Source organism: Pseudomonas sp. TE3-3-F2023, from assembly GCF_036784815.1.
In the GTDB taxonomy this organism is placed as follows: domain Bacteria; phylum Pseudomonadota; class Gammaproteobacteria; order Pseudomonadales; family Pseudomonadaceae; genus Aquipseudomonas; species Aquipseudomonas pudica.
Map to the genome: position 1 here is coordinate 4,598,105 of NZ_CP145113.1, position 25,234 is coordinate 4,623,338.

Annotated in this window: 24 protein-coding genes, 1 tRNA gene and 1 pseudogene; 14 read left to right on the forward strand and 12 right to left on the reverse strand. The window is 60.6% G+C overall.

From position 1 onward, the window contains the following. The first annotated feature begins 126 nt into the window (after nt 1-126). From V3314_RS21220 to tssI (V3314_RS21260), 9 genes and pseudogenes are all read left to right on the forward strand, one after another. On the forward strand, nt 127-642 hold the full coding sequence (locus tag V3314_RS21220; RefSeq protein ID WP_085599511.1) for an Hcp family type VI secretion system effector: 516 nt from the start codon (nt 127-129) through the stop codon (nt 640-642). A 73-nt stretch (nt 643-715) separates the two neighbouring features. Continuing rightward, a complete protein-coding gene (tssI, locus tag V3314_RS21225; RefSeq protein ID WP_338459605.1) occupies nt 716-2,782 on the forward strand; it encodes a type VI secretion system tip protein TssI/VgrG in 2,067 nt (688 codons plus the stop codon). A gap of 15 nt (nt 2,783-2,797) precedes the next feature. Beyond that, nucleotides 2,798-4,153 carry a DUF2169 domain-containing protein gene (locus tag V3314_RS21230; protein WP_338459606.1) on the forward strand — a complete coding sequence of 452 codons (1,356 nt, stop codon included), beginning with the start codon at nt 2,798-2,800 and terminating at the stop codon, nt 4,151-4,153. A gap of 1 nt (nt 4,154) precedes the next feature. Then, a complete protein-coding gene (locus V3314_RS21235) occupies nt 4,155-4,511 on the forward strand; it encodes a DUF4150 domain-containing protein (protein WP_338459607.1) in 357 nt (118 codons plus the stop codon). 4 nt (nt 4,512-4,515) lie between these two features. Then, nucleotides 4,516-5,670 (forward strand): hypothetical protein, encoded by a 1,155-nt coding sequence (locus V3314_RS21240; RefSeq protein WP_338459608.1) that lies wholly within the window; start codon nt 4,516-4,518, stop codon nt 5,668-5,670. Continuing rightward, the gene (locus V3314_RS21245; protein ID WP_338459609.1) at nt 5,667-6,152 is read left to right on the forward strand and encodes a hypothetical protein; all 486 of its coding nucleotides are present in this window, start codon (nt 5,667-5,669) and stop codon (nt 6,150-6,152) included. The genes V3314_RS21240 and V3314_RS21245 overlap by 4 nt, the downstream gene beginning before the upstream one ends. Before the next feature lie 260 nt (nt 6,153-6,412). Further along, nucleotides 6,413-7,048 (forward strand): GAD-like domain-containing protein, encoded by a 636-nt coding sequence (locus V3314_RS21250; RefSeq protein WP_338459610.1) that lies wholly within the window; start codon nt 6,413-6,415, stop codon nt 7,046-7,048. 97 nt (nt 7,049-7,145) lie between these two features. Then, nucleotides 7,146-7,343, forward strand: a complete 198-nt coding sequence (locus tag V3314_RS21255; RefSeq protein WP_338460329.1) for a DUF3732 domain-containing protein — start codon at nt 7,146-7,148, stop codon at nt 7,341-7,343. Then, a pseudogene (gene tssI, locus V3314_RS21260) lies at nt 7,274-8,013 on the forward strand (type VI secretion system tip protein TssI/VgrG); the annotation flags it as partial. The gene V3314_RS21255 and the pseudogene tssI (V3314_RS21260), both read left to right, overlap by 70 nt. A 296-nt stretch (nt 8,014-8,309) precedes the next feature. On the opposite strand, the gene V3314_RS21265 reads toward tssI (V3314_RS21260), so the two are convergent. The 7 genes from V3314_RS21265 to V3314_RS21295 form a co-directional block, all read right to left on the reverse strand. Further along, nucleotides 8,310-8,385: transfer RNA gene (locus V3314_RS21265), tRNA-Gly, on the reverse strand. 63 nt (nt 8,386-8,448) lie between these two features. Next, entirely contained in the window at nt 8,449-9,009 is a 561-nt protein-coding gene (gene pgsA / locus V3314_RS21270) for a CDP-diacylglycerol--glycerol-3-phosphate 3-phosphatidyltransferase (RefSeq protein ID WP_015271035.1), read from the reverse strand. Nucleotides 9,010-9,041: 32 nt separating this feature from the next. After that, nucleotides 9,042-10,865, reverse strand: a complete 1,824-nt coding sequence (uvrC, locus tag V3314_RS21275; RefSeq protein ID WP_338459611.1) for an excinuclease ABC subunit UvrC — start codon at nt 10,863-10,865, stop codon at nt 9,042-9,044. A 5-nt stretch (nt 10,866-10,870) separates the two neighbouring features. Continuing rightward, nucleotides 10,871-11,509, reverse strand: a complete 639-nt coding sequence (uvrY, locus tag V3314_RS21280; RefSeq protein WP_015271036.1) for a UvrY/SirA/GacA family response regulator transcription factor — start codon at nt 11,507-11,509, stop codon at nt 10,871-10,873. A gap of 96 nt (nt 11,510-11,605) precedes the next feature. Continuing rightward, a complete protein-coding gene (locus tag V3314_RS21285; protein WP_085599521.1) occupies nt 11,606-11,962 on the reverse strand; it encodes a helix-turn-helix domain-containing protein in 357 nt (118 codons plus the stop codon). Nucleotides 11,963-12,078: 116 nt separating this feature from the next. Further along, on the reverse strand, nt 12,079-12,510 hold the full coding sequence (locus V3314_RS21290; protein WP_046615606.1) for a GNAT family N-acetyltransferase: 432 nt from the start codon (nt 12,508-12,510) through the stop codon (nt 12,079-12,081). Nucleotides 12,511-12,842: 332 nt separating this feature from the next. Then, entirely contained in the window at nt 12,843-13,229 is a 387-nt protein-coding gene (locus tag V3314_RS21295; RefSeq protein WP_085599525.1) for a DUF488 family protein, read from the reverse strand. Between the two features lie 127 nt (nt 13,230-13,356). On the opposite strand from V3314_RS21295, the gene V3314_RS21300 reads away from it, so the two are divergent. Further along, nucleotides 13,357-14,973, forward strand: coding sequence for an inorganic phosphate transporter (locus V3314_RS21300; protein ID WP_338459612.1), 1,617 nt, complete (start codon nt 13,357-13,359; stop codon nt 14,971-14,973). A 132-nt stretch (nt 14,974-15,105) separates the two neighbouring features. Here V3314_RS21300 and V3314_RS21305 read toward each other — a convergent pair whose 3' ends face one another. The 3 genes from V3314_RS21305 to V3314_RS21315 all read right to left on the reverse strand — a co-directional run bounded on the left by V3314_RS21305 (nt 15,106) and on the right by V3314_RS21315 (nt 17,829). Continuing rightward, on the reverse strand, nt 15,106-15,801 hold the full coding sequence (locus tag V3314_RS21305) for a glutathione S-transferase N-terminal domain-containing protein (RefSeq protein ID WP_046615603.1): 696 nt from the start codon (nt 15,799-15,801) through the stop codon (nt 15,106-15,108). 87 nt (nt 15,802-15,888) lie between these two features. Further along, nucleotides 15,889-16,386, reverse strand: a complete 498-nt coding sequence (locus tag V3314_RS21310) for a PaaI family thioesterase (protein WP_046615602.1) — start codon at nt 16,384-16,386, stop codon at nt 15,889-15,891. Between the two features lie 60 nt (nt 16,387-16,446). Then, complete coding sequence (locus V3314_RS21315; RefSeq protein WP_046615601.1) at nt 16,447-17,829, reverse strand: amino acid permease; 1,383 nt, start codon at nt 17,827-17,829, stop codon at nt 16,447-16,449. 255 nt (nt 17,830-18,084) lie between these two features. On the opposite strand from V3314_RS21315, the gene gcvA reads away from it, so the two are divergent. Both gcvA and V3314_RS21325 read left to right on the forward strand, forming a co-directional pair. Then, nucleotides 18,085-18,981 (forward strand): transcriptional regulator GcvA, encoded by an 897-nt coding sequence (gene gcvA, locus V3314_RS21320; RefSeq protein WP_046615600.1) that lies wholly within the window; start codon nt 18,085-18,087, stop codon nt 18,979-18,981. A 234-nt stretch (nt 18,982-19,215) separates the two neighbouring features. Then, nucleotides 19,216-20,466, forward strand: coding sequence for an aspartate aminotransferase family protein (locus V3314_RS21325; RefSeq protein ID WP_338459613.1), 1,251 nt, complete (start codon nt 19,216-19,218; stop codon nt 20,464-20,466). Between the two features lie 3 nt (nt 20,467-20,469). Here V3314_RS21325 and V3314_RS21330 read toward each other — a convergent pair whose 3' ends face one another. Then, nucleotides 20,470-20,772 carry a hypothetical protein gene (locus tag V3314_RS21330; protein ID WP_046615598.1) on the reverse strand — a complete coding sequence of 101 codons (303 nt, stop codon included), beginning with the start codon at nt 20,770-20,772 and terminating at the stop codon, nt 20,470-20,472. 245 nt (nt 20,773-21,017) lie between these two features. On the opposite strand from V3314_RS21330, the gene V3314_RS21335 reads away from it, so the two are divergent. Then, nucleotides 21,018-21,443, forward strand: coding sequence for a hypothetical protein (locus V3314_RS21335; RefSeq protein ID WP_108480801.1), 426 nt, complete (start codon nt 21,018-21,020; stop codon nt 21,441-21,443). A 73-nt stretch (nt 21,444-21,516) separates the two neighbouring features. Further along, nucleotides 21,517-23,628 (forward strand): elongation factor G, encoded by a 2,112-nt coding sequence (gene fusA, locus V3314_RS21340; RefSeq protein WP_338459614.1) that lies wholly within the window; start codon nt 21,517-21,519, stop codon nt 23,626-23,628. A gap of 112 nt (nt 23,629-23,740) precedes the next feature. Here the strand turns inward: fusA and V3314_RS21345 are convergent, their stop codons facing one another. Further along, complete coding sequence (locus V3314_RS21345; protein WP_108480800.1) at nt 23,741-25,183, reverse strand: SulP family inorganic anion transporter; 1,443 nt, start codon at nt 25,181-25,183, stop codon at nt 23,741-23,743. Nucleotides 25,184-25,234: the final 51 nt, after the last annotated feature.

The window sequence follows — 25,234 nt, forward strand, 5'->3', positions numbered from 1 at the left end:
CACACGGCTCAACTGACTTTAAGGAATTAGCGAAGCGTTTGCTTCGTTGACAAGCCCATCATTCCCGATGGCCACGCCACCCTGGGTGCGCGTGTTTATATCCACATGGACGCAGGAGAAACTGCCATGCCAACACCCGCTTACATCAAGATCGAAGGCCAAACCCAAGGCAACATCACAGCTGGTGCATATACCGCTGACTCCGTCGGCAATGGTTACCAGCAAGGCCACGAAGATCAAATCCTGGTTCAGGAGATCAAGCATGAAGTGACCACGCCCACTGATCCACAGAATGGTCAACCCAGCGGTCAACGCGTACACAAGCCGTTCAAGTTCACCAGTTCGCTCAACAAGGCCACGCCACTGCTGTATCAAGCGTTGGTCACAGGCGAAATGCTGCCGATGGTCGAAGTCAATTGGTACCGCACCTCGACGGAAGGCAAACAAGAGCACTTCTTCTCCACAACGCTTGAAGACGCAACCATCGTCAGCATCAACACCGTCCTCCCCCACGCTCAAGACAAGGTAAACGAGAACTACACGCAGCTGGTCGAGGTTGCAATGACCTATCGGAAGATCGTCTGGGAGCACACCGTAGCCGGTACCGGTGGCTCTGATGATTGGCGAGCACCAGTCGCCTGATATTCATGAATGCTCCGGGCGGGTTTACCTGCCCGGACTTTGTGTCACCTCAGACGGCGGACAAGGATTGCTTATGCCTAGCCAATCTGACTTGCGTTACAGCTTCCAGCCGCTGGTTGGAAAAGCTGAATTCGAAGTGGTGTCGTTCGAACTCCGAGAGGGGATCAGCATGCCCTTCGAGTTGGAGCTGAAACTCATCAGCTTCGAAAACGATATCGACTTCGGCCACCTGCTCGACAAGCCCGTACTTTTTACCATCTGGGACGGCGAACGCCCGGTGCGCTACGTGCACGGCCTGGTCAGCCGATTCAGCCAGGCTGAAAGCGGCTTCTACCGCACCTACTATCACGCGCTGGTCGAGCCCCAGCTGGCCCGTGCCGACCTGCGCTCGAACTGGCGCATCTTCCAGCAGAAGACCGTCCCGCAAATTCTTGAGCTGATGCTCCAGCGCCAGGGCATCAACCAGTACGAACTGCGCGCCAGCATGGACCATCAGGTCCGCGAGTTCTGCGTTCAGGCCGGTGAGACGGACCTGGCGTTCATCGCCCGCCTGGCGGCTGAAGAAGGCTTCGTCTACCGCTTTGCGCACAGTGAAAAGCTGCACAAGCTGATCATTACCGATCGGCTGCAATCATTCGGCTTGATCAGCCATGGGACCATCAAGGCCGAGGATGACGACGAGGGCTTCTTTGATGCCGACGAGCCTGTAGACCCTGACAGCGTGCTGTACCAAGCCACCGGCGGTGGCGATCAAGCCATGCCGTGCCTTCGCCGCTTGCGCTACAGCGAACAGGTGCGCACCGCTCGCCAGGTTCAGCGCGACTACACCTTTACCAACCCGGCCTACCGCCAGGAACACAGAGCTGCCGGGCCCTTCCTGGAGCATCAGTCCAAAGAGTACGAATACTTCGATTACCCAGGCCGCTATAAACGCGATGCCGTGGGCAAGCCGTTCACTAAAAACCGCATCACTGCGCTGCGCCACGATGTCCGTATTGCCGAGGTTGAGGGTGACGATGTTCGCCTGCAACCGGGCCTGAGCTTCACCCTGACAGGTCACCCACGTGACGACCTCAACGCGCATTGGCGGGTGAACACGGTTACCCACAAAGGCAAACAATTCACCAGCCTGCAGGAAGAAGCCGCCGGCGCAGATGTAAGCACGCACTACGAGCAGACCGCCGTGCTGGTCCCCGGCCGGACCGAATGGCGCCCTGCCCCACTATCAAAACCACGCGTTGACGGCCCGCACATGGCGACCGTGGTCGGCCCGAAGGGAGAAGAGATCTATTGCGATGAGTGGGGCCGGGTGAAGGTCAGCTTTCCCTGGGACCGTGAAAGCCAGAACAACGAGTTCAGCTCCTGCTGGGTACGTGTGTCGCAAGGCTGGGCCGGTGGCAGCTGGGGCGCGATGGCGATCCCGCGCATCGGCCAGGACGTGATCATCCAGTACGTCAATGGCGACCCCGACCAGCCGATGATTACCGGGCGTACCTACTGTGGTGATCAGCTCCCGCCCTACGACCTGCCCGACCACAAGACCCGCATGACCATCAAGAGCCAGACCCACAAAGGTGATGGCTACAACGAGTTGCGTTTCGAGGATGAGCTGGGTCGGCAAGAGGTGTTCATCCATGCCGAGAAGGACCAAACCAACGTCGTCAAGCACAACGAAACCACCTTCGTCGGCAACGACCGCAGTGAACGGGTTGACCACAACGAAACCATCTCCATCGGCGACCACCGCACTGAAGACGTTGGCAAGAACGAAACCATCAGCATTGGTGCCAACCGCAGCGTGACCATCGGCGCCAACAAGACCGAAACCGTCAAGCTGGCCAAGGCAGAAACCATCGGTTTGGCCAAGGCCCTGACCATCGGTGCGGGATACCAGGTGAGCGTGGGCGCGGCCATGAACACAACGGTTGGGCTCAGCCAGAGCGAACAGGTGGGGATTCATAAGTCAGTGGTGGTCGGCAACAGGTTCAGCATCACCGCAGGCGACGAACTGAGCATCACAGTTGGCAAGGCCACTTTGGTGATGAAGTCCGACGGTGCCGTGCTGATCAACGGCAGCAACTTTGACTTCAGTGCCACAGGGCCTGTGCAAATCAACGGCAAGGATGTCGATCTCAACTGAAGGGGGCAAACCGACATGGAATTTCGCAACCTGACGCCATTTGACGTCATGTGCTTCAGTGCGCTCGCGCCCGACGGTCAGGAACATCCTGTCATCGCTATGAAGGTCGGATATCGACTCAGACCAATTGAGGGCTGTCCTGGCCGACTCCGGGCCATCGTCATCGATGATGAACCACTGCCGCTGTGCATGGCCGACACTTATTACGCAGAGACTGGCAGCAGCTCCATCCTCGAAGAAAGCGACCTAGCGCCATTCAAGCCACGCTGCGATGTCATCGTCGTCGGCCATTCCTATGCGCCGGCAGGGCAACCTGCGACTTCGTGGGAGGCCGGTGTCCGTATTACATCAACCCGTCCCAAGCAAGTGATCCCTGATCCGCCACCTCCGCAGCGGGCGCCAAATGTTTACCTCACAGCCGATGAATTACAGGCGCACCAAGCAAGAATACTCGAGGTTCGACAACGCAACAGAGAGCAACTTACACCACACATATTGTTGGACAAGACCCTGCGCTTCACCGGTCCACGAGAGTTTCATCACAACTTTTTCGGCTGGCATCTCACCGACCCAGAGCTTGCCACACGCGTTCCTCTGCGCTGGGAACATGCTTTTGGTGGCGCAAGCCAGTTCGCCAACCCCGAACATGGGCATAACCCCGATGCCTCTGAGTTCCTGATCAATGAAGTCTGCTTCAGTAATCCGCTGGGCTGTGGCTGGCTGGAACATCGCCATGAGAAGCTGCACTACGAGCAGACCGGCGAAAAGCTCGCCAGCCTGCCAGCGCCTCAGATCGAGCATTTGGACGAGCCCATCGAGCGCCTGCTGCGCTCGCGGCATCCATCTGGCCCGCTAAATGCCGCTGCCATGGCGGAGCTGGCGGCCTCCTATGGCTGCAGGCCGGCCGGCTTCGGCATCGTTGGCCGCGCGTGGGCACCGCGCTTGGCACTTGCTGGCACTTATGACGAAAGCTGGGAAGACAACCAATGGCCGGGACTGCCGCAGGACTTCGATTTTGGCTATTGGAACGGAGCCCCGGTTGACCAGCAAGTTGCTTTTCCTACACCAGATGCACGCGTTGCCCTGTTCAACCTGATTGATCCATCCCTGAGCCAGGATGGGCAATGTGAAGTCCAGCTTCCAGGCCATCGCCCCTTCGTGCTCATGCGCATGACCAACGGCGTAATGCTGCCGCTGCCGATGCTCACCGACACATTGCGCATCGACACCGATGCCATGACCCTGTCGATGACGCACCGCATCAGCCTGCCCAGCTCGCTTGATATTCGGGTGCTCGAAGCGCGTTTCGAAACCAATCCCGACGCTCCCATCATTCGGCGCGCCCCACACCGCAGCAGGGAGCACGTCTGATATGGCCGATAACGTAATGGCTCGGCAACAGACGAAATGGACGGTCATCAGCATCGCGCCAGACGTTTGCAAAACACCGATGGGCAGCAGCGTTCCACCCGTTCCCTATCCGGTCACGGCCGAGCTGGATACCAGCACCGGTGTAGCAAAGAGCGTTCGCGCCAATGGGCATCCGGTAGTCGTGTACAAGCGCAGCTTCACACCCAAAACCATCGGTGACGCCGCCGGCCAAGCCAAAGGCGTCAAGAGCGGTACCGTCGAGGGCAAATGCCACCCGTTGGAGCACAGCGGTTCCGTGCGGGCGGAAGGGCATCACTTGGTTCGCCATGGGGACCTGTTCTGCATGAATGGGAGCTGATGCTATGAGCGAGCAGCCCATTCAACTGGACACACTTGTCGTTCGGGTTCGCGAAATACCACTGCGTAAGATTCGAGGCGGACCGGACAGGATGTTCGTGCAAACCGATGGCACCGGCAAAGTTCTGGTCGACTTTGCCGACGGTGTGGACGTTTGGGGCAAAGCCCTGGAGTTGAATGAAGCGCAGTACGAGGCCATTCGTCAGGAAGCGTTTCAGATGGAACTGGCTGGCCTGGAGGACATCCCCACCTACACTGAGCTTTATTCATCATCGAGAAACAGCGGCGCCACCACCACCCCGAATGGCAATACCTTGGGCCGGGTCAATGGGGAAACGCCCGCTTCCGGTAAAGCCGCCAATGACGCCAACGCGGAGGTCGAGAACGAAACACCGACAGAAGGCATTGCAGGCGATGAGATACTGGATGGTGTTCAGCTAGGGCTGGATATAGTTGGCCTGATACCGGTGGTGGGCGAGATCGCCGACATTGCCAACGCAGGTATCAGCCTTGCCCGAGGGGACTATGCGGGGGCAGCCCTGTCGTTGGTTTCGGCCATTCCCTTTGCGGGATATGTCGGCACCGCGGGCAAAATCGTACAACATGCGACGAAGACAACGGCGGAGGCCTCGGCCAAAGCCTCCAAAGAGGTGGCGAAGGCGCCTTCAAAGGCGACCAAAGCAACAGCAGAAGGGGGCGGAAAGGTCTTACAGAAAAAGTTGGAGCCAGGAACACTCGAGCACAAAGCAGACCGCTGGCAAAAATATCAAGGGCGGGGAGGCAAGAAAGACTATAATCGCTGGAGCAAGCAGTATGACACTAATATGCGGAACTACAAATATGGTGCCGCGCGCGAGGCTGCGTACCGCAATGCCATGGGCGCGACTGAGGGCACATTGAAAACGCCGCTAACAATGCGCCAAATTGACATTCTAAAAAAGGAAGAAATGTATGCCGGACAATTAAAAACCGGCCCAGTCAGCCTAACAAAAGACAATCTATTAGCAATTGCAAAAGATGCTGAATTAGTAAAGCGTACCTGGACGGTTGAACACATACTTGAAAAAGGCGCATCAAAACCTTATCTTGAAGCACTAGAAAAAGCCGGGATCAAATATAAACTCACCCCTCAAACCCCTAAACCGAAAGGCAAAAAATGACATTCAACAAAGAAAAAGCACTGGAAGATTTTGATGACTTTCTATTCATCATGGATGATCAACTCGAATGGCTTGAGTTAGAGGCAGCAAGGCGAGATATTACCTTGAACCTAAACACGACTTGCTTCCCCAAACTTGAAAACCTTTTTGACTTACTTTCAAAAGATGAAACCAAGGATATGACCTCTCGACTTATAGTCACCTTTGCACGCTACCTTGGTGAAGCTGTGAGGGTTAGATATGGCGGCAAATGGACTCTCCCACTAGACGACCCTCACAACGTCAACTTCAACACCCCTGTTATTACTGGGCATTCCCCTATAGAAGGCCTTGAATTTTCACCCATTTTCGTTATGCGTGGATATTCGCTTAAGCGCATCAAAGGAATGTTGAAACGAGCAGTCGATGCTGACATCACTCCAACCCCAATAGATCTCGATAATCTGATCGAGAAGGACCCTACCAGGAATGACTTGAATTAGCTCTCAATTTTCAGCTTCCAAGAGTGGCCTAGCTCCATTCAAGCCACGCGACGATGTCATTGTCGTCGGCCATTCCTATGCATGCCGGCTGGCCAACCTGCAACTTCGTGGGAAGCCGGTGTCCGTGTTACATCAACCCGTCCCAAGCAAGTACTCCCTGATCCGCCACCGCCGAAGCGGGCGCCAAATGTTTATCTCAACGCCGATGAATTGCAGGCGCATAAACCATTTGCCCACCTAGCAAAAAAGGAAAATGAGAAATGCGAGATGAAGATTTTTCGCAATTTATAGAGTGCTTTGGCGAGGCCACTCATCGAACTCCGGTCCCAGCTAGCACCCTCACAAAATGGGGAGATATTTTACCTCCCGTGCTAATTGACTACTGGAGGCATGAAGGATGGGCTGGCTATGGAAATGGACTACTTTGGACGGTAAACCCAGATGACTTTGAGCACCTTAAAGACAGCTGGCTAAAAGGCACCTCACTTGAGAATTTTGATAAATTCCATGTAATAGCTAGAAGTGCATTTGGCAATCTTTATCTGTGTGGAGAGAGAACCGGGCGCAGCGTATCAATAATTTGCAACCACAATGAAATACTCGCCTTAAAAAATCGGCTAAAGCCCAAAACCCTAACCGCTCAAAACATTACAATCCAATCATTATTTGGCGCTAGCGATCCAGATGACTTTGACAATTCAAACCCTAATGGAAAATTGCTTTTCAATCGGGCACTGAAAAGATGTGGACCTCTAAGCCCAGATGAAATGTACGGCTTCGAACCCGCACTTATTCTCGGCGGAAACCCCATCTTGGAAAATTTACGCCGTTTGAGGATGGACCCGCACTTACTTATCCTTCGCAACTTCGACACACCCAAATTCCCAATTCTCTAGCGTCGACCTCGAAAATCTAAGGATGATCTGAATTAGTCCCAACTTTCCGAGTCCGATATCCCAGTCACTTCAAAAAACGACCTGCCGAGCTAGCAATATCAAGAGCTCCGACCAAGCCAAGGTTAGCCGGACATTCGAGCTGCTTGGGAACTTTGTCACACGGATACGAAAACCACACAGCACGGAGTTCCAGATGATTGTTCTGGAACACGTTCCGGTCGAGCTCTTTCAGCACGTGGCGCCATCAAGGCCGAAGATGAAGACGAGGATTTCTACGATGACGGCGAGCCTGTAGACCCTAACAATGTGCTGTACCAAGCCAACAGCGGTGGCGATCAAGCCAGACCCTGCCTTGTACGCCTGCGCTACAGCGAGCAGGTGCGCACCGCTCGCCAGGTTCAGCGTGACTACACCTTTACCAACCCGGCCTACCGCCAGGAGCACAGAGCGGCTGGGCCCTTCCTGGAGCATCAGTCCAAAGAATACGAATACTTCGATTACCCAGGCCGCTACAAGCGCGATGCCGTGGGCAAGCCGTTCACCGAAAACCGCATCACCGCGCTGCGCCATGATGTCCGTATTGCGCAGGTTGAGGGTGACGATGTTCGCCTGCAACCGGGCCTGAGCTTCACCCTGACAGGTCACCCACGTGACGACCTCAATGCGCATTGGCGGGTGAACACGGTTATCCATAAAGGCAGCCAGTTCACCAGCCTGCAGGAGGAAGCCGCTGGCGTCGATCAGAGCACGCGCTACGAGCAGACCGCCGTGCTGGTCCCCGGTCGGACCGAATGGCGCCCTGCCCCACTGGCAAAACCGCGAATCGACGGCCCGCACATGGCTACCGTGGTCGGCCCGAAGGGAGAAGAGATCTATTGCGATGAGTGGGGCCGAGTAAAGGTCAGCTTTCCCTGGGACCGTGAAAGCCAGAACAACGAGTTCAGCTCCTGTTGGGGCGGGTATCCTAAGGCTAGGCCGGTAGCTGCTGGGGCTTGATGAAGAGCTCGGAGACCACACCCCACACCTCGTCCGAGTATTCGTAACGCCTAGCCATCACAGAATGCCTTTCCGTCGATGCGGGGGGACTCTGCAAAGTTTCAGCGTTCGAGGGGCGGTGATTGGGTTTCTTGGGATTTCGTACAAAGCCTGGAAAGGCCCGAATGCCATGGATCCTGATGGATCTGACTGAAACGAAAAAAGACGCCGAAGCGTCTTTTTTCAATGACTTACAGATTTCCATGGAACCCTGTAAATCTATATTTGGAGCGGGAAACGAGACTCGAACTCGCGACCCCGACCTTGGCAAGGTCGTGCTCTACCAACTGAGCTATTCCCGCGTCGTGATGGGTGCCATTCTAGCGATTTCTAAAACAGCGTCAACCCCTTGATTCAAAAAACTTTTATTTCTGCTCAGAGCCTTCGCGCAGGTGCGGCCAGGCGGCCAGCAGGTAGTGCACCATCGACCACAGGGTCAGCCCCGCCGCCACCAGCAGCAGCGCGTAGCCAAGAATTACCCAGAAGGTCACCGCCGGCGGGTTGGCCAGCAGGATCACCAGCGCCAGCATCTGCGCCGCGGTTTTCCACTTGCCAAGGTTGGACACCGCTACATGCGCCCGGGCGCCCAGCTCGGCCATCCACTCGCGCAGCGCCGACACCACGATCTCGCGGCCGATGATCACCGCGGCCGGCAGGGTCAGCCAGAAGTTGGCGTGGGTCTGCACCAGCAGCACCAGGGCCACCGCCACCATCAGCTTGTCGGCCACAGGGTCGAGGAAGGCACCGAACGGCGTGCTCTGCTGCAGTCGACGCGCCAGGTAGCCGTCCAGCCAGTCGGTGGCGGCGGCAACGGCGAACACACTGCTGGCGGCCATGTAGCTCCAGTGGTACGGCATATAGAACAGCAGTATGAAGATCGGGATGAGCAGGACGCGTAGAACGGTGAGCAGGTTTGGAATATTCATCGGTACGACTGGCCGCAAGTTGAGCCCGCATTCTACTCGCTATGCAGGCTGGCATAAATCGACTCGGCAAGCTTTTTACTGATGCCGGGTGCTTTGGCGATTTCATCGACACTGGCGCGGTTGAGCTCCTGCAGGCCGCCGAAATGTTTCAGCAGGTCGCGCCGGCGCTTGGGCCCTACCCCGGCCACATCCTCCAGGCTGGACACCCGGCGGGCCTTGCCACGGCGGGCGCGGTGGCCGGTGATGGCGAAACGATGGGCCTCGTCGCGGATCTGCTGGATCAGGTGCAAGGCCGGTGAGTCGCCCTTGAGGGTGAACTCGTGGTGCACGTCGTTCAGGTACAGGGTTTCGAAACCGGCCTTGCGCGTCACGCCCTTGGCCACGCCAAGCAGGGTCAGGTCGCTGAAGCCCAGCTCCTGCATCACGTCACGGGCCATGTTCAGCTGGCCTTTGCCGCCGTCCACCAGCAGCACGTCGGGCAGCTTGCCCTCGCCATCCTTGATGCGCCCGTAGCGGCGGGTCAGGGCCTGGTGCATGGCGGCGTAGTCGTCACCAGCGGTGATGCCTTCGATGTTGAAGCGGCGGTAGTCGGACTTGAGCGGGCCTTCGGGGCCGAACACCACGCAGCTGGCCACGGTGGCTTCGCCGCTGGAATGGCTGATGTCGTAACACTCCAGGCGCTGCGGCACCTCGTCCAGGCCCAGCACCTCGGCCAGGGCCTCGAAACGTGCGGCCATGTGCTGGCGGTTGGCCAGGCGGGCATTGAGCGCCTGCTCGGCGTTGGTCACCGCCAGTTGCTGCCAGCGGGCGCGGGTACCGCGTACCCGGTGGCTGATGGTCAGCTCGCGGCCGCGCAGGGTCTGCAGGGCCTCGCTGATGGCTGCGAAGTCTTCGTGCACCACGTTGACGATCAGTTCGCCCGGCAATTCGCGCTCGGCATTGCCCAGGTAGTACTGGGAGAGGAACGCGGCCATCACTTCGGCTACCTCCTCCTCGATGCCCACCTGCGGAAAGAAATTCTTGCTGCCCAGCACCCGCCCGCCACGCACGCTGATCAGGTGCACGCAGGCGCCACCGGGGTTGACGAAGGCGGCGATAACGTCGACGTCGCCGCTGCCGCCTTCGATGTACTGCTGGTCCTGGACGCGGCGCAGCAAGGCGATCTGGTCACGCAACTCGGCGGCCTTCTCGAAATTGAGGGCCATGGCGGCCTTCTCCATTTCGGCATTGAGCTCATTGCCCAGTTGCTGGCTACGCCCTTCGAGGAACATCACCGAGTGGCGCACGTCCTCGGCATATTCCTCGGCGGTCACCAGGCCCGTGCAGGGCCCTTTGCAGCGCTTGATCTGGTATTGCAGGCATGGCCGGGTGCGGTTGGCGTAGTAGCTGTCTTCACACTGGCGCACCGAAAAGGCCTTTTGCAGCAGGCTGAGGCTTTCACGAATGGCCCCGGCGCTGGGGTACGGGCCAAAGTAGCGGCCCTTGGCCTTCTTCGCCCCACGGTGAATACCCAGCCGCGGGAACTCGCCGTCGGAAAGGAACACGTAGGGGTAGGATTTGTCGTCGCGCAGCAGGATGTTGTACGGCGGCCGCCATTCCTTGATCAGGTTCTGCTCCAGCAGCAGCGCCTCGGTTTCATTGGCGGTGATGGTGGTTTCGACCTGGGCGATGCGCGCCACCAGCGCGGCGGTCTTGGGCGCCAGGCCGGTCTTGCGAAAATAGCTGGCCAGGCGTTTCTTGAGGTTCTTGGCCTTGCCCACGTAAAGCAACCGGGCTTCGCCATCGAACATCCGGTAGACGCCCGGGCGACCACTGCAGGTCGCCAGGAATGCGCTGGCATCGAAAACTTGAGACATGAGGTTTACAGGCTTGCGTCGACCATACCGTGGCGAACGGCCAGCAAGGTCAGTTCGACGTCGCTGGTGACCGAGAGTTTTTCAAAGATCCGATAACGGTAAGTATTGACGGTCTTGGGCGAGAGGCACAACTTGTCGGAAATGATCTGCACTTTCTGGCAGCCGACGATCATCAGGGCAATCTGGATTTCCCGCTCCGACAAGGCATCGAACGGCGAGCCCTGTGGCTGGAATGGCTTCAGCGCCATCTGCTGGGCAATCTGCGGGCTGATGTAGCGCTGGCCGGCGAAGGCCAGGCGGATGGCCTGGACCATTTCGTCAAGGCCGGCGCCCTTGGTAAGGTAGCCAGCAGCGCCGGCCTGCAGCAGGCGCGTGGGGAACGGGTCTTCCTCGCACACGGTCACGGCAACCACCTTGATGTCCGGGTGGCTGCGCAGCAGCTTGCGGGTGGCCTCCAGGCCGCCGATGCCGGGCATTTTCACGTCCATCAGCACCACATCCGGCTTCAGTTCACGGGCCAGCCTGAGTGCCGACTCGCCCGAATCGCCCTCACCCACCACCTGCAGGCCATCGATGTCGGCCAGCATGCGTGTAATACCGGTTCGTACCAGATCGTGATCGTCGACCACTAAGACCCTAATCAAGCACACACCTCGTCAGCAGGGCGATTGGATCCTGCCACCTTAACAAAATTTTTCACGGCGGACCTAACGCATTCCTTCCGTAAGAAACGCCTGACGTTAAACCGTAAGCGGCCTCACTGTTTGCCGGGATTTGTCGTTGTTGGTCAACCGCCGCAACAAATGCCACAGTGCCGCCCGATCGTCGCACGACAACTGCCGGAAAGCCCCCAGCAAACAGGACTCATCGGCGCTCAGCCCCTCGAGCGGTACCGGGGTGCGGATACCGCTGAGCACATATAGCGCATCTACACCTCGGGTTGCCAATGCCGCCAGGTAATCAACCCGTGGCGTGCGTTCACCACTCTCGTATTTGCCCTGGGCATTGGGTTCGACCCCGCCGATATCGCCAAACACGCGTTGGGTCATCCCCAGACGTTCTCGCTCTTCCCGCAGCCGCGGACCGATTCCATTCATGGGGGGTCTCCTTATCCCTGATCACAGTCATGTACGGCCTACCTACCTGCAGGCGGCCGTGAACGCCTGGGCACTATGCCGATGCTCACCAGTCGCGACAAGCCATCATTGAGCTATTAGTCGATCATGCGCTGCATGCGCACAAAGCATTCGTCCTCACCCATTTCGACGAAACCATGGCGCTGGTAGAGCACACGCGCCGGGTTGCTGCGAAACACCATCAGCCGCAGCAGCGGCAGGTGCCGCTGGCGGGCCCACAATGCCAGCTGCTCCAGCACCCAGCTGCCGACCCCACGTCGACGGTGCTCGGGTAGCAGGTGCAACTCGCGGATGAACAGCGCCTGGCGGTCCTGGCTGAGGCTGCAGAAACCGAGCACGGCGTCGCCTTCAGTCACCAGCCACTGCTCGCGCCAGCCCCAGGCTTCGTCGAAGGCTTCCTCTAGCCAAAGCAGGTCGTATTCGCGGTAGTACGGCAGCATGGCGCGGCGCGTGAGGTCACGGGCGAAGGTGCGGTGAGTGTCATTGGCGGGGGTCAGTTTCAGAGACATCACATTTCGGACTCTTCGGTTTGCCAGGCCCGGCCCTATCGCCGGCAAGCCAGCTCCCACAGGTACAGCGATAGCCTTGAAGGCAGCGCCGTACCTGTGGAGCAACTGTCTTGTATTGCCTGTTTTGGCCCTATCGCCGGCAAGCCAGCTCCCACAGGTACAGCGATAGTCTTGAAGGCAGCGCCGTACCTGTGGAGCAACTGTCTTGTGTTGCCTGTTTTGGCCCTATCGCCGGCAAGCCAGCTCCCAGAGTTACAACGATAGTCTTGAAGGCAGCGCCGTACCTGTGGGAGCTGGCTTGCCGGCGATAGGGCCAGCACAACGAATAACAATCATGGGGCATAGCACACGGGCGAACTGCCGGGCCCACGCCGGTCCAGTTCGTCCTCCAGCCATTCAGCCAACACCCGGGCATTGTTGTACTCGGTATCCTTGCCCGCATAAAGCAATGTCAGCGTGCCCTTTCCGGCCTGGTCCAGCAGCGGGTACCAATACTCGGGGTGGGCCGCCAGCTCTTGCTGGTAACGCTGAGTGAAGCCGGCGAAATCCACTTCACCCTGGTGAAACGCCTTGCGCAACTCATCCGAGGGTGCAACTTCGCGCAACCACTGCCCGTGCAGGTCTTCCTTGCGCTTGTTGCGCGGCCACAGGCGATCGACCAGTACGCGCAGGCCGTCGTCCTGCTCAACCGCATCGTAGACACGCTTGCAGCGAATCATGGGTCTCTCCTGCCATTACCGTCCGTCTTGAGCCTAGATAAATCATTGATCGAGGTCACGGCCGGGTTACGAATTGTTTCTATGCTCAAGGCCTTCGGCACCCTTGCCCACCCCGACCGGAGCCACCATGGCAACCCCCTCACTGGCCAGCTTGCCGCAACTGGCCCAACGCGATGCCCGCCCGCAACTTGCCCACAAGCCCGGGCGAGCCACCCTGGTGTTGTTCTTCGGCCTGCTGCTGGCCGGTATCGCCTACACCGCCTGGAGCCTGAAGCAGGATGTGACGGCCAGCGGCACGGTAATCACCACGGTCACGCCATTCCTGCTGCTGGGCCTGGCGTTGCTGATTGCCCTGGGCTTCGAGTTCGTCAATGGCTTCCACGACACCGCCAACGCGGTGGCCACCGTCATCTACACCCACTCGTTGCCGGCCCCCGTCGCCGTGGTCTGGTCCGGGCTGTGCAATTTCCTCGGCGTGCTGCTTTCCAGTGGCGCGGTGGCGTTCGGCATCATCGCCCTGCTGCCGGTGGAGCTGATTCTGCAGGTCGGCTCCTCGGCCGGTTTCGCCATGGTCTTCGCCCTGCTGTTGGCAGCGATCATCTGGAACCTCGGCACCTGGTGGCTGGGCCTGCCGGCATCATCCTCGCACACCCTGATCGGTTCGATCATCGGTGTGGGCGTGGCCAATGCCCTGATGCACGGGCGCGACGGTACCAGCGGCGTGGACTGGGCCCAGGCCAGCAAGGTCGGTTATGCCCTGCTGTTCTCGCCACTGATCGGCTTTGCCTGTGCCGCCCTGTTGCTGCTGGCCCTGCGCGCGCTGGTCAAGCGCAAGGCGCTGTACCAGGCGCCGGAAGGCCAGACACCACCACCGTGGTGGATTCGCGGTGTACTGATCCTGACCTGCACCGGGGTGTCCTTTGCCCACGGCTCCAACGACGGCCAGAAAGGCATGGGCCTGATCATGCTGATTCTGGTTGGCACCCTGCCGATGGCTTATGCATTGAACAAGACCATGCCCAATGAACAGGCCTTGCAGTTTTCCGCAGTCGCCGAGGTTACCCGCCAGGCACTGGTGCGCGACGCCCCGCAAGCAGCACCGGCCGACCCACGCCAGGTGCTGACCACGTTCATTGCCGAGCCCAGGGCCAACCCCCAACTGATACCGGCGCTGGCGGCACTGACCGGTATGATCGGCGAAGAGGTCAAAGGTTATGGCTCGATCAAGCGGGTACCGGCAGAAGCCATGGCCAACGTGCGCAACGACATGTACCTGACCAGCGAAGCCATCCGCCTGATCGAGAAGAATCAGCTGGTGATGTTCGATGCAGACACGCGCAGTAAGGTGCTGCTATTCAAGACCCAGCTGGACGATGCCACCCGCTACATCCCGCTGTGGGTGAAAGTGGCCGTGGCCATCGCACTGGGGCTGGGCACCATGGTCGGCTGGCGGCGCATCGTGGTGACGGTAGGCGAGAAGATCGGCAAGACCCACCTCAGCTATGCCCAAGGGGCTTCGGCCGAAGTGGTGGCAATGTGCACCATTGGTGCGGCGGACATGTTCGGGCTGCCGGTGTCGACAACCCACGTGCTGAGTTCCGGGGTGGCCGGGACCATGGTGGCCAACGGGTCGGGGATACAGAAGCGTACGCTGGTCAACCTGTTGATGGCCTGGGTGCTGACCCTGCCGGCAGCGATGCTGTTGGCAGGCAGCCTGTACTGGCTGCTGCACCACATCTTCTGAGCCTGAAAACAGTTTCGCCTTCACTGGCCCTATCGCCGGCAAGCCAGCTCCCACAGGAACACCACAGACCTTAAGCCCTGTGCATTACCTGTGGGAGCCGGCTTGCCGGCGATAGGGCCCTTACAGCCAACCTCAACCTGGAATTTTCAGCCCGCGTTGCACGGCCGGCCGCTCGAGGAACGCCGCCAGCACCCGCTGCACTTCCTTGAACTGATCGAAGCCGACCAGGTCTCGGGCGTTGTAACGCTCAACCAGGTTACGCACCCACGGGAAGATCGCGATATCGGCAATGCTGTACTCGTCGACCATCCATTCCCGGCCGTTCAGATGCCGGTCCAGAACACCGAGCAGGCGCTTGGACTCGTTGACATAACGGTCCCGCGGGCGCTTGTCCTCGTATTCCTTGCCAGCGAAGAAATGGAAGAACCCGACCTGGCCGAACATCGGCCCGATGCCACCCATCTGGAACATCAGCCACTGCAAGGTCTGGTAACGCTGGGCCGGGTCCTGGCTGAGCAACTGGCCGCTCTTCTCCGCCAGGTACTGCAGGATCGCCCCGGACTCGAACAACGGCAGCGGCTGGCCGCCAGGGCCATTGGGGTCGAGGATGGCCGGGATCTTGTTGTTGGCACTGAGCGAGATGAACTCAGGGCTCAGCTGGTCATCATTGTCGAAGCTAACCTTGTGCGGCTCATAGGCCAGGCCAATCTCTTCGAGCATGATCGACACCTTGACGCCGTTGGGCGTCGGCAGCGAGTAAAGCTGCAGGCGCTCGGGGTGTCTGGCGGGCCATTTGCGGGTAATGGGGAAAGCACTGAGATCGGTCATGATCAACCTTGCCTGGGGAATGAAGCTCTCACTCTAGAGACATCCCCGGCCGCTGACCATCACCGACCACTCATCAGCACTGGCACCTCACGCCTGGCCGTGGGCCTTGAGCTTGAGCTTTTCGGTATCGACGCGAACGAATACCGAGTCGGCAGTCACTGTCAGCACATCATCGGCCCAGACTTCGCAGATCACCCGGGTCTTGCGCCCGACTTCACCTTCCACACGCGCCTTGAGCAACAGTTCGACGCCCATGGGCGTGGGCTTGAGGTAGTTCAGGCCAAGGCTGCCAGTGACGCAGTCGATGCGCGGCAGGCTGCCCGCTTCGCGACCTTCGTTGCGGTAGTGGTAAGCCATTGCCGTCCAGTTGGAGTGGCAGTCGACCAGCATCGCCAGCAGCCCGCCGTAGACCAGGCCGGGCCAGCCGATGAAGGTGCTGTCGGGCGCGTGCCGGCACACCAGGTGGATGCCGTCGGCGTCCCAGTGGCTTTGCAGGTGCAGGCCGCTGGGGTGGGAGCAACCGCAGCCGTAGCAAGTGCCGTCAGGTGCGGCGAGGGCCTGGAGGGAAAGGGGGTGGTCGTTCATACGCTTCCTGTGCTTATTGATATGGGGGGCGCGCAACGCCCCCACATTAAAGCAGAAACATCAGGCCGCCTGGGCAACCACCCTGGCGCGCCGCTGGGTCAGCGAAACCAGCAGGATGAACGCGGTCACCCCGGCGGTCATCAGCGTCTCGTAGCGGTAGGCATCGCTGAACAGCATGTAGCCCAGCACCATGACGATGGTGCCGATCACCAGCCAGGTCAGCCATGGGAACAGCCACATCTTCAGCTCCAGCGGCCGCCCTTCACGCTCGGCACGGGCCCGCATGCGCAGCTGCGAGACGGCAATCACCAGGTACACCAGCAAGGCGATGGCGCCGGTGGTGGACAGCAGGAAGCCGAATACCTTGCCCGGGAACACATAGTTGACAAAGCATCCGGCAAAGCCGGCCAGGGTCGAGAAGATGACCGCCACGGTCGGTACGCCAGAGCCGGAGATACGCTTGGTAACGCTCAGTGCCTGGCCGCGGGCCCCCAACGAATAGAGCATGCGCGACGCAGTGTACAGGCCCGAGTTCATGCAACTGGTAACAGCCACCAGCACCACGATATCCACCAGCAGCTTGGCGCCCGGCACGTTCAGCACTTCCAGCACGCGCTGGAACGACCCCACGGCTTTCAAGCCCGGGTCGTTCCACGCCACCAGCGACACCACCAGGAAGATCGACGCCAGGTAGAAGATGGCGATGCGGTATACCACCAGGTTGGTGGCGCGGCGGATCTTGTCTTTCGGGTTGGCGGTTTCGTCAGCCGCAATGGTGACGATTTCGGCACCGAAGAACGAGAAGATGGTGATCAGCACACCACCGAGCACAGTGCCGAAACCGTTGGGCATGAAGCCGCCGTTGTCCCACAATCGGCTGACCCCCGACACCTCGGCCAGCGGCCAGACGCCGAACACCGCCAGGCTGCAGACCACGATGAAGGCGATGATCGCCACCACCTTGACCAGTGCGAACCAGTACTCGAAGGCACCGAAGTTCTTCACGCTGATCAGGTTGGTACCCGACAGCACCAGCATGATCAGGAAGGCGAACAGCCACGACGGCACGCCAGGGAAGTAGGCATGCAGGATGTCGGCACCGGCAATGGCCTCGACCGGAATGATCAGTACCCAGAACCACCAGTACAGCCAGCCGATGGTAAAGCCCGCCCAAGGGCCGATGGCTTCGGAGGCATAGGTGGAAAACGAGCCACTGTTGGGGTTGGCGATGGCCATTTCGCCCAGCATGCGCATCACCAGCAGGACCAGCAGCCCGGTCATGGCGTAGGAGATGAGGATGGCCGGGCCGGCGGTGGCGATGGCGTTGGAGGAACCGATGAACAGGCCGGCGCCGATGATGCCGGCGATGGAGATCATGGATACCTGACGGGACGTCAGGCCGTGCTGCAGGGAGCGCTGTTTGTTGTTGTGTAGCGAAGCCATGAAGAACCCTCGAATGGGTCGGCCGCAGCAAGGCGGCTGAAGACTGGAGCAGAATTCTTATAAATTTCTGATGTTCGTTGTTGTTGTTTTGCAGATGCCGGAAGCGGGTACTGACCTCCTCTTCGCACGACCGGTTGTAATCGTTGATCCAGGTCAGTATTAATCTATAGGGCGGGGTCAACAAACGACCTTTTCGAAACACATGATTCCGTTATGGAATGAACTCCTTCCTTTTTTGCTCGGTATTTGCCCGTCATGTCCAAACGCCTGATGCCTTCGACCACCGCCCTTCAGTGCTTCGAAGCGGCCGCCCGCCACCTGAGTTTCACCCGCGCGGCCCAGGAACTGCACCTGACCCAGAGCGCCGTCAGCAAGCAGGTAGCGCAGCTCGAAGACATGCTGTCGCACTCGCTGTTCCAGCGCATTCGCCGGCGCCTGCACCTGACCCCGGCAGGCGCGCTGTACCTCACCGAAGTGAACAAGATCCTCACCCAGATCGACATTTCCAGCCGCTACATCCTCAGCTACGGCGACGAGACCGAAGTGCTGCGCATCGCCACCCAGCCCACCTTCGGCGCGCGCTGGCTGGTGCCCCGGCTGAAGGGTTTTGGCGACCGCTACCCGCGCATTCACCTGGATATCCGCAACGAGCTGGAGCCGTTCGATCTGGTGCAGGCCAAGGCCGACATTGCGTTTTTCTTCGGCCAGGGCACCTGGCCCGGGGCAACCTGCATCGAGTTGTTCAGCGAGGAAGTGGTGCCGGTGTGCAGCCCGCAACTGCTGGCCAATTACCGTTTCGACAGTGCCCAGGCGCTGACCGAACACCGCCTGTTGCAGTGCGTGTCGCGCCCGGAGGCCTGGCACGAATGGTTCCTGGGGCTGGGGCTGCACAGCCAGAACAGCTACCACGGGCCCCGCTTCGACACGTTCTACCTGTGCATCCGCGCGGCCATTGCCGGCTGCGGCATCGCCCTGATTCCGCGCTACCTGGTGGCCGAAGAGCTGAGCGAGGGCAAGCTGGTGGTGGCCTGGGACCACCCGGTGGCGAGCAATGGCCGGCACTTCATCGCCCATGCCGAGCATGCGGCCGAAGTGCCCAAGGTCAGGGCCTTCGTGCAGTGGATTCGGGAGCGGGTGGCCGAGGGGGATTGATGCTGCCTGCACCGGCCTCTTCGCGGGCTTGCCCGCTCCCACAGGATCGCTGCAGGTTTGAACACTGTGCAGTACCTGTGGGAGCGGGCAAGCCCGCGAAGAGGCCGGCACAGGCAACAAAAAAAATGGCGAGATCACGAATCCATGGAATGATCGCAATCGAATAATTCGTTTGCGGAATAACCTGCCAACACGCTTGGATAATAAGAAATTCGAACAAAGGTCCGCGTGCCCATGAACCAGGAAAGTATCAGCCAGTCCATTGCCATCGTTCATCCGATCACACTTTCCCATGGCCGCAATGCCGAAGTCTGGGACACCGACGGCAAACGTTACATCGACTTCGTCGGCGGTATCGGTGTACTCAACCTGGGCCACTGCAACCCGGCCGTGGTCGAGGCTATCCAGACCCAGGCCGCTCGCCTGACCCACTACGCCTTCAACGCAGCCCCCCACGGCCCATACCTGGCGCTGATGGAACAACTGAGCCAATTCGTACCAGTCAGCTACCCATTGGCCGGCATGCTCACCAACAGTGGCGCGGAAGCTGCGGAAAACGCCCTGAAAGTGGCCCGTGGTGCCACCGGCAAACGCGCCATCATTGCCTTCGACGGCGGCTTCCACGGTCGCACCCTGGCCACCCTGAACCTCAACGGCAAGGTCGCCCCGTACAAGCAGCGGGTCGGTGAACTGCCGGGGCCGGTGTATCACCTGCCCTACCCCAGCGCCGACACTGGGGTTACCTGCGAACAGGCCCTCAAGGCCATGGACCGCCTGTTCAGCGTCGAGCTGGCAGTGGAGGACGTGGCGGCGTTCATCTTCGAGCCGGTGCAGGGCGAAGGCGGCTTCCTCGCCCTTGACCCAGCTTTCGCCCAGGCCCTGCGCCGCTTCTGCGACGAGCGCGGCATCCTGATCATCATCGACGAGATCCAGTCGGGCTTCGGCCGCACCGGCCAGCGCTTCGCCTTCCCGCGCTTAGGGCTCGAGCCCGACCTGCTGCTATTGGCCAAGAGCATTGCCGGCGGCATGCCGCTGGGTGCAGTGGTCGGGCGCAAGGAGTTGATGGCAGCGCTGCCCAAAGGCGGCCTGGGTGGCACCTACTCTGGCAACCCGATCGCCTGCGCAGCGGCCCTGGCCAGCCTGGCGCAGATGACCGACGAGAACATCGCTACCTGGGGTGAGCGCCAGGAGCAGGCAATCGTGCGCCGCTTCGAGCACTGGAAGGCCTCGGGCCTGAGCCCGTTCATCGGCCGCCTGACCGGCGTCGGCGCCATGCGCGGGATCGAATTCGTCAATGCCGACGGCAGCCCGGCACCGGCGCAACTGGCCAAGGTGATGGAAGCGGCGCGGGCCAAGGGCCTGTTGCTGATGCCGAGCGGCAAGGCGCGGCACATCATCCGCCTGCTGGCACCGCTGACCATCGAGGCCGAAGTGCTCGAGGAGGGCCTGGATATCCTCGAGCAGTGCCTGACCGAGCTGAACTGATACTTACAAGCCCAGTTCTGCCGGAGTGAGCATGTCGGACTCGAAGGCAATCCAGCCGCCTTCGAGTTCGGCGTGGCCGTTTACGATCGGGCCGTAGTAGGTCAGGCCGTTCTCCAGGGTCACGCAGATGTGCGTGGCGTTCTTTTCGGGGGCTGCGAGCGTACCGACGAAATGCACCTTCTTCAGCGTTTCGGTCACCGCTTCCAGGCCAACGCGCATGTTGGGGTTTTCCGAGGCCTCGGCGTCGCCGCCACGGTCTTCGGCGCTGACGGTGATGGTGGCGATGTACGGGTACTTGTTGCTCAAGCGGGTTACCTCTGTGGGTGTGTAGGCATATGGGCGCGTAGAGTACGGCAGGTGATCTCTATTGTCTCTACTGGCCTCTTCGCGGGTAAACCCGCTCCCACAGGGACCGCACATTGCCCAAGGCGTGCGCAGTACCTCTGGGAGCGGGTTTACCCGCGAAGAGGCCGGGCCTGCAAAAGGTGATCTGAAGGGCCCGATCTGTTAGGGTGCCCGCCGATGCATGCCACACCACACGAGGATACCGAGTGAGCGCCGAAGAACCCCTGATCGCCGACCTGTTCGAAGTCGACAAACGCCTGTCCCTCAAGCCCGTGGTGGACTTCAACAGCTACCTGCGCAACGCCTTCGGCGAAGGCGCGTGCCGTTGCCATCGCTGCACCGAAGGTGGCGACCAAGGCACCTACAGCCACGCCCACACCTTCACGTTCGACGGCAGCCAATGGCACCGCCGCTTTGCCAGCACCTCCGGCAGCGACGTCGCCCAGGCCCTGAAAAAGGCCTGGCTGTCATACACCAAGGCCGATCTCAACCTGGTCGGCGCACTGGACCTGGCCACCCTCAAGACCTTCACAGAGGCTGCCCTGCACGCGCGCCTGCTGGCCCTGCTGCCTGCCAGCGGCCTGGCCCGCGAAGTGGATGGCCAGTGGCTGCTGCAAGCCCAGGCCGACTGACGGCCCGGCGGTAAAGCAGGATTCTCCCGTTCTGCTACCGTGGGAGAATCCGTTCATCCGCAGGTAGTCCGCCATGGCCCGTACAACGCCCATCGAGCTGTACCGCAATATCGGTATCGTCGCCCACGTGGACGCCGGCAAGACCACGACCACCGAGCGGATCCTGTTCTACACCGGGGTCAATCACAAGATGGGCGAAGTGCACGATGGTGCCGCGACCATGGACTGGATGGCCCAGGAGCAGGAGCGCGGCATCACCATCACTTCGGCGGCGACCACTGCCTTCTGGCAGGGCTCGACCAAGCAGTTCGCCCACAAGTACCGCTTCAACATCATCGACACCCCGGGCCACGTCGACTTCACCATCGAGGTGGAACGCTCGCTGCGCGTGCTCGATGGCGCGGTGGTGGTGTTCAGCGGCGCGGACGGGGTCGAACCTCAGTCCGAGACCGTATGGCGCCAGGCCAACAAGTACCACGTGCCCCGCCTTGCCTACATCAACAAGATGGACCGCCAGGGCGCCGACTTCCTGCGCGTGGTCAGGCAGATCGGTCAGCGCCTGGGCCACCACCCGGTGCCGATCCAGCTGGCGATCGGCAGCGAAGAGAACTTCATTGGCCAGATCGACCTGGTGAAGATGAAGGCGATCTACTGGAACGATGCCGACCAGGGCACCAGCTACCGCGAAGAAGACATCCCCGCCGAACTGCAGGCACTGGCCGACGAGTGGCGCGCGCACATGGTCGAGGCAGCGGCCGAGGCCGATGACGAACTGCTCACCAAGTTTCTCGAAGGCGAAGCGTTAAGCATCGAAGAGATCAAGGCCGGCCTGCGCAAACGCACCCTGAACAACGAGATCGTGCCGACCATCCTCGGCTCGTCGTTCAAGAACAAGGGCGTGCCGCTGATGCTCGACGCGGTCATCGACTACCTGCCCGCCCCGTCGGAGATCCCGGCCATCAAGGGCACCGACCCGGATGATGAAGAAAAGCACCTGGAGCGACACGCCGACGACAGCGAGCCGTTCTCGGCCCTGGCATTCAAGATCGCCACCGACCCGTTCGTCGGCACCCTGACCTTCGCCCGGGTCTACTCCGGCGTGCTCAGCTCCGGCAACGCGGTGCTCAACTCGGTAAAGGGCAAGAAGGAACGCATCGGCCGCATGGTGCAGATGCATGCCAACCAGCGCGCCGAAATCAAGGATGTGTGCGCCGGCGACATCGCCGCGCTCATCGGCATGAAGGACGTGACCACCGGCGACACCCTGTGCGACATGGACAAGCCGATCATCCTCGAACGCATGGACTTCCCCGACCCGGTAATTTCCGTGGCGGTGGAGCCCAAGACCAAGGCCGACCAGGAAAAAATGGGCATCGCCCTGGGCAAGCTGGCCCAGGAAGACCCGTCATTCCGCGTGCGCACCGACGAGGAGACCGGCCAGACCATTATCTCGGGCATGGGCGAGTTGCACCTGGACATCATCGTCGACCGCATGCGCCGCGAGTTCAACGTCGAGGCCAACATCGGCAAGCCGCAGGTGGCCTACCGCGAGAAAATCCGCAACACCTGCGAGATCGAGGGCCGCTTTGTCCGCCAGTCCGGTGGCCGAGGGCAGTACGGTCACTGCTGGATCCGCTTCGCCCCCGGCGACGAGGGCAAGGAAGGCCTGGAGTTCATCAACGAGATCGTTGGCGGCGTGGTACCACGCGAGTACATCCCGGCGATCCAGAAAGGCATCGAGGAGCAGATGAAGAACGGCGTGCTGGCCGGCTACCCGCTGATCAACCTGAAGGCGGCGGTGTACGACGGCTCGTACCACGATGTCGACTCGAACGAAATGGCCTACAAGATCGCCGCCTCGATGGCCACCAAGCAGCTGTCGCAGAAAGGTGGTGCGGTGTTGCTGGAGCCGGTGATGAAGGTGGAAGTGGTGACCCCGGAGGAGTACCAGGGTGACATCCTTGGCGACCTGAGCCGGCGCCGCGGGATGATCCAGGATGGTGATGAAACGCCGGCCGGCAAGGTGATCCGTGCCGAGGTACCGCTGGGCGAGATGTTCGGCTACGCCACCTCGATGCGCTCCATGACCCAGGGCCGGGCCAGCTTCTCGATGGAGTTCACCCGTTATGCCGAGGCACCGGCGAGCATTGCCGATGCCATCGTCAAGAAGAACCGCGGGGAATAAATCCTTCTCCTGCACCGGCCTCTTCGCGGGCATGCCCGCTCCCACAAGGGTTATGCGATCCCTGTGGGAGCGGGCGCGCCCGCGAAGAGGCCAGCACAGGCAACAACCCTTCTCAGTGCTGCTCCCCAGCCCGCTTCAACAGCTTCTTGCATCGCTCGGACAGATGCACCACCCGCAACTGCTTGCCCGCCCTCGCATACCGCTCCCGCAAGGTCTTCAACGCCGCAATCGCCGAATAATCGACAAAGCTCAAATGCTGGCAGTCCAGGGTCACCTTGGCCGGGTCGTTAGCCGGGTCGAACTGGTTCAGGAACACCGTAGTCGAGGCAAAGAACAGTGTGCCGTGCACCTGGTAACGCTTGCCGCCCTCCCCATCCTCACGGCTGTCGGCATATAGCTCCCGCGCATGCTGCCAGGCAAAGTTCACCGCCGCGATGACGATGCCGAACAGCACCGCCACCGCCAGGTCGGTGAACACCGTGACCACGGTCACCGCGATGATCGCCAACACATCGCTGACCGGCACCTTGTGCAGCACCCGCAAAGACGCCCAGGCAAACGTCTGCTGCGCCACAACGAACATCACCCCGACCAGCGCCGCCAGCGGAATGCGCTCGATAAGCGGCGACAGGAACAACACGAACAGCAGGACCATCACCCCGGCCACCACGCCCGACAGCCGGCCGCGGCCATTGGAACTGAGGTTGATTACCGTCTGGCCGATCATCGCGCAGCCCCCCATGCCACCGCACAGGCCGGAAACCATGTTGGCCGCGCCCAGTGCCACGCACTCGCGGTCCGGGTAGCCACGGCTCTCGGTGATTTCATCGGTCAGGTTGAGCGTCAGCAGGGTTTCCAGCAGGCCGACCATGGCCATCAGCACCGCGTAGGGGGCGATGATCTTCAGGGTCTCGAGGTTCCACGGCACGTCTGGCAGGGCCAGCTGTGGCAGGCCACCGGCGATGCGCGCCATGTCGCCCAGGGTGCGGGTAGGCAGATCTAGCAGGTACACCAGCAAACCAACACCCAGGATCGCTACCAGCGCTGGCGGCACCGCACGGGTCAACTTCGGCAGCACATAGACCACCGTCATGGTCAGCGCCACCAGGCCGATCATCAGGTACAGCGGTACACCGCCTAGCCAGTGCCCGCCCTCCTTGAAGTGCTCCAGCTGGGCCATGGCGATGACGATAGCCAGGCCGTTGACGAAGCCGAGCATCACCGGGTATGGCACCAACCGCACCAGCTTGCCCAGGCGCAGCAAGCCGAACAGGATCATCACCACGCCGCCCAGCAAGACCGTGGCCAGCAGGTACTGCGCACCGTGCTGCACCACCAGCGCAACGATCACCACCGCCATCGAGCCGGCGGCACCGGAAATCATCCCCGGCCGACCACCGAACAGCGCCGTCAGGGTGCAGATGATGAAGGCGCCATACAGGCCCATCAGCGGGTTGAGGTGAGCCACCAGGGCAAAGGCGATGCACTCGGGCACCAGGGCGAACGAGGTGGTCAGGCCGGCGAGCACGTCGGCACGGAGTCGGGCGGGTTTCATGGATATCCTGTGGTGCAGTCCGGATGGACGGATCGAAAACAAGCGGGCGCG

Coding starts and splice junctions, on each gene's coding strand:
- V3314_RS21220 (WP_085599511.1), top strand. CDS start 127: ATGCCAACACCCGCTTACATCAAGATCGAAGGCCAAACCCAAGGCAAC.
- tssI (WP_338459605.1), top strand. CDS start 716: ATGCCTAGCCAATCTGACTTGCGTTACAGCTTCCAGCCGCTGGTTGGA.
- V3314_RS21230 (WP_338459606.1), top strand. CDS start 2,798: ATGGAATTTCGCAACCTGACGCCATTTGACGTCATGTGCTTCAGTGCG.
- V3314_RS21235 (WP_338459607.1), top strand. CDS start 4,155: ATGGCCGATAACGTAATGGCTCGGCAACAGACGAAATGGACGGTCATC.
- V3314_RS21240 (WP_338459608.1), top strand. CDS start 4,516: ATGAGCGAGCAGCCCATTCAACTGGACACACTTGTCGTTCGGGTTCGC.
- V3314_RS21245 (WP_338459609.1), top strand. CDS start 5,667: ATGACATTCAACAAAGAAAAAGCACTGGAAGATTTTGATGACTTTCTA.
- V3314_RS21250 (WP_338459610.1), top strand. CDS start 6,413: ATGCGAGATGAAGATTTTTCGCAATTTATAGAGTGCTTTGGCGAGGCC.
- pgsA (WP_015271035.1), bottom strand. CDS start 9,009: ATGAATATTCCAAACCTGCTCACCGTTCTACGCGTCCTGCTCATCCCG.
- uvrC (WP_338459611.1), bottom strand. CDS start 10,865: ATGTCTCAAGTTTTCGATGCCAGCGCATTCCTGGCGACCTGCAGTGGT.
- V3314_RS21285 (WP_085599521.1), bottom strand. CDS start 11,962: ATGAATGGAATCGGTCCGCGGCTGCGGGAAGAGCGAGAACGTCTGGGG.
- V3314_RS21290 (WP_046615606.1), bottom strand. CDS start 12,510: ATGTCTCTGAAACTGACCCCCGCCAATGACACTCACCGCACCTTCGCC.
- V3314_RS21295 (WP_085599525.1), bottom strand. CDS start 13,229: ATGATTCGCTGCAAGCGTGTCTACGATGCGGTTGAGCAGGACGACGGC.
- V3314_RS21300 (WP_338459612.1), top strand. CDS start 13,357: ATGGCAACCCCCTCACTGGCCAGCTTGCCGCAACTGGCCCAACGCGAT.
- V3314_RS21305 (WP_046615603.1), bottom strand. CDS start 15,801: ATGACCGATCTCAGTGCTTTCCCCATTACCCGCAAATGGCCCGCCAGA.
- V3314_RS21310 (WP_046615602.1), bottom strand. CDS start 16,386: ATGAACGACCACCCCCTTTCCCTCCAGGCCCTCGCCGCACCTGACGGC.
- V3314_RS21315 (WP_046615601.1), bottom strand. CDS start 17,829: ATGGCTTCGCTACACAACAACAAACAGCGCTCCCTGCAGCACGGCCTG.
- gcvA (WP_046615600.1), top strand. CDS start 18,085: ATGTCCAAACGCCTGATGCCTTCGACCACCGCCCTTCAGTGCTTCGAA.
- V3314_RS21325 (WP_338459613.1), top strand. CDS start 19,216: ATGAACCAGGAAAGTATCAGCCAGTCCATTGCCATCGTTCATCCGATC.
- fusA (WP_338459614.1), top strand. CDS start 21,517: ATGGCCCGTACAACGCCCATCGAGCTGTACCGCAATATCGGTATCGTC.
- V3314_RS21345 (WP_108480800.1), bottom strand. CDS start 25,183: ATGAAACCCGCCCGACTCCGTGCCGACGTGCTCGCCGGCCTGACCACC.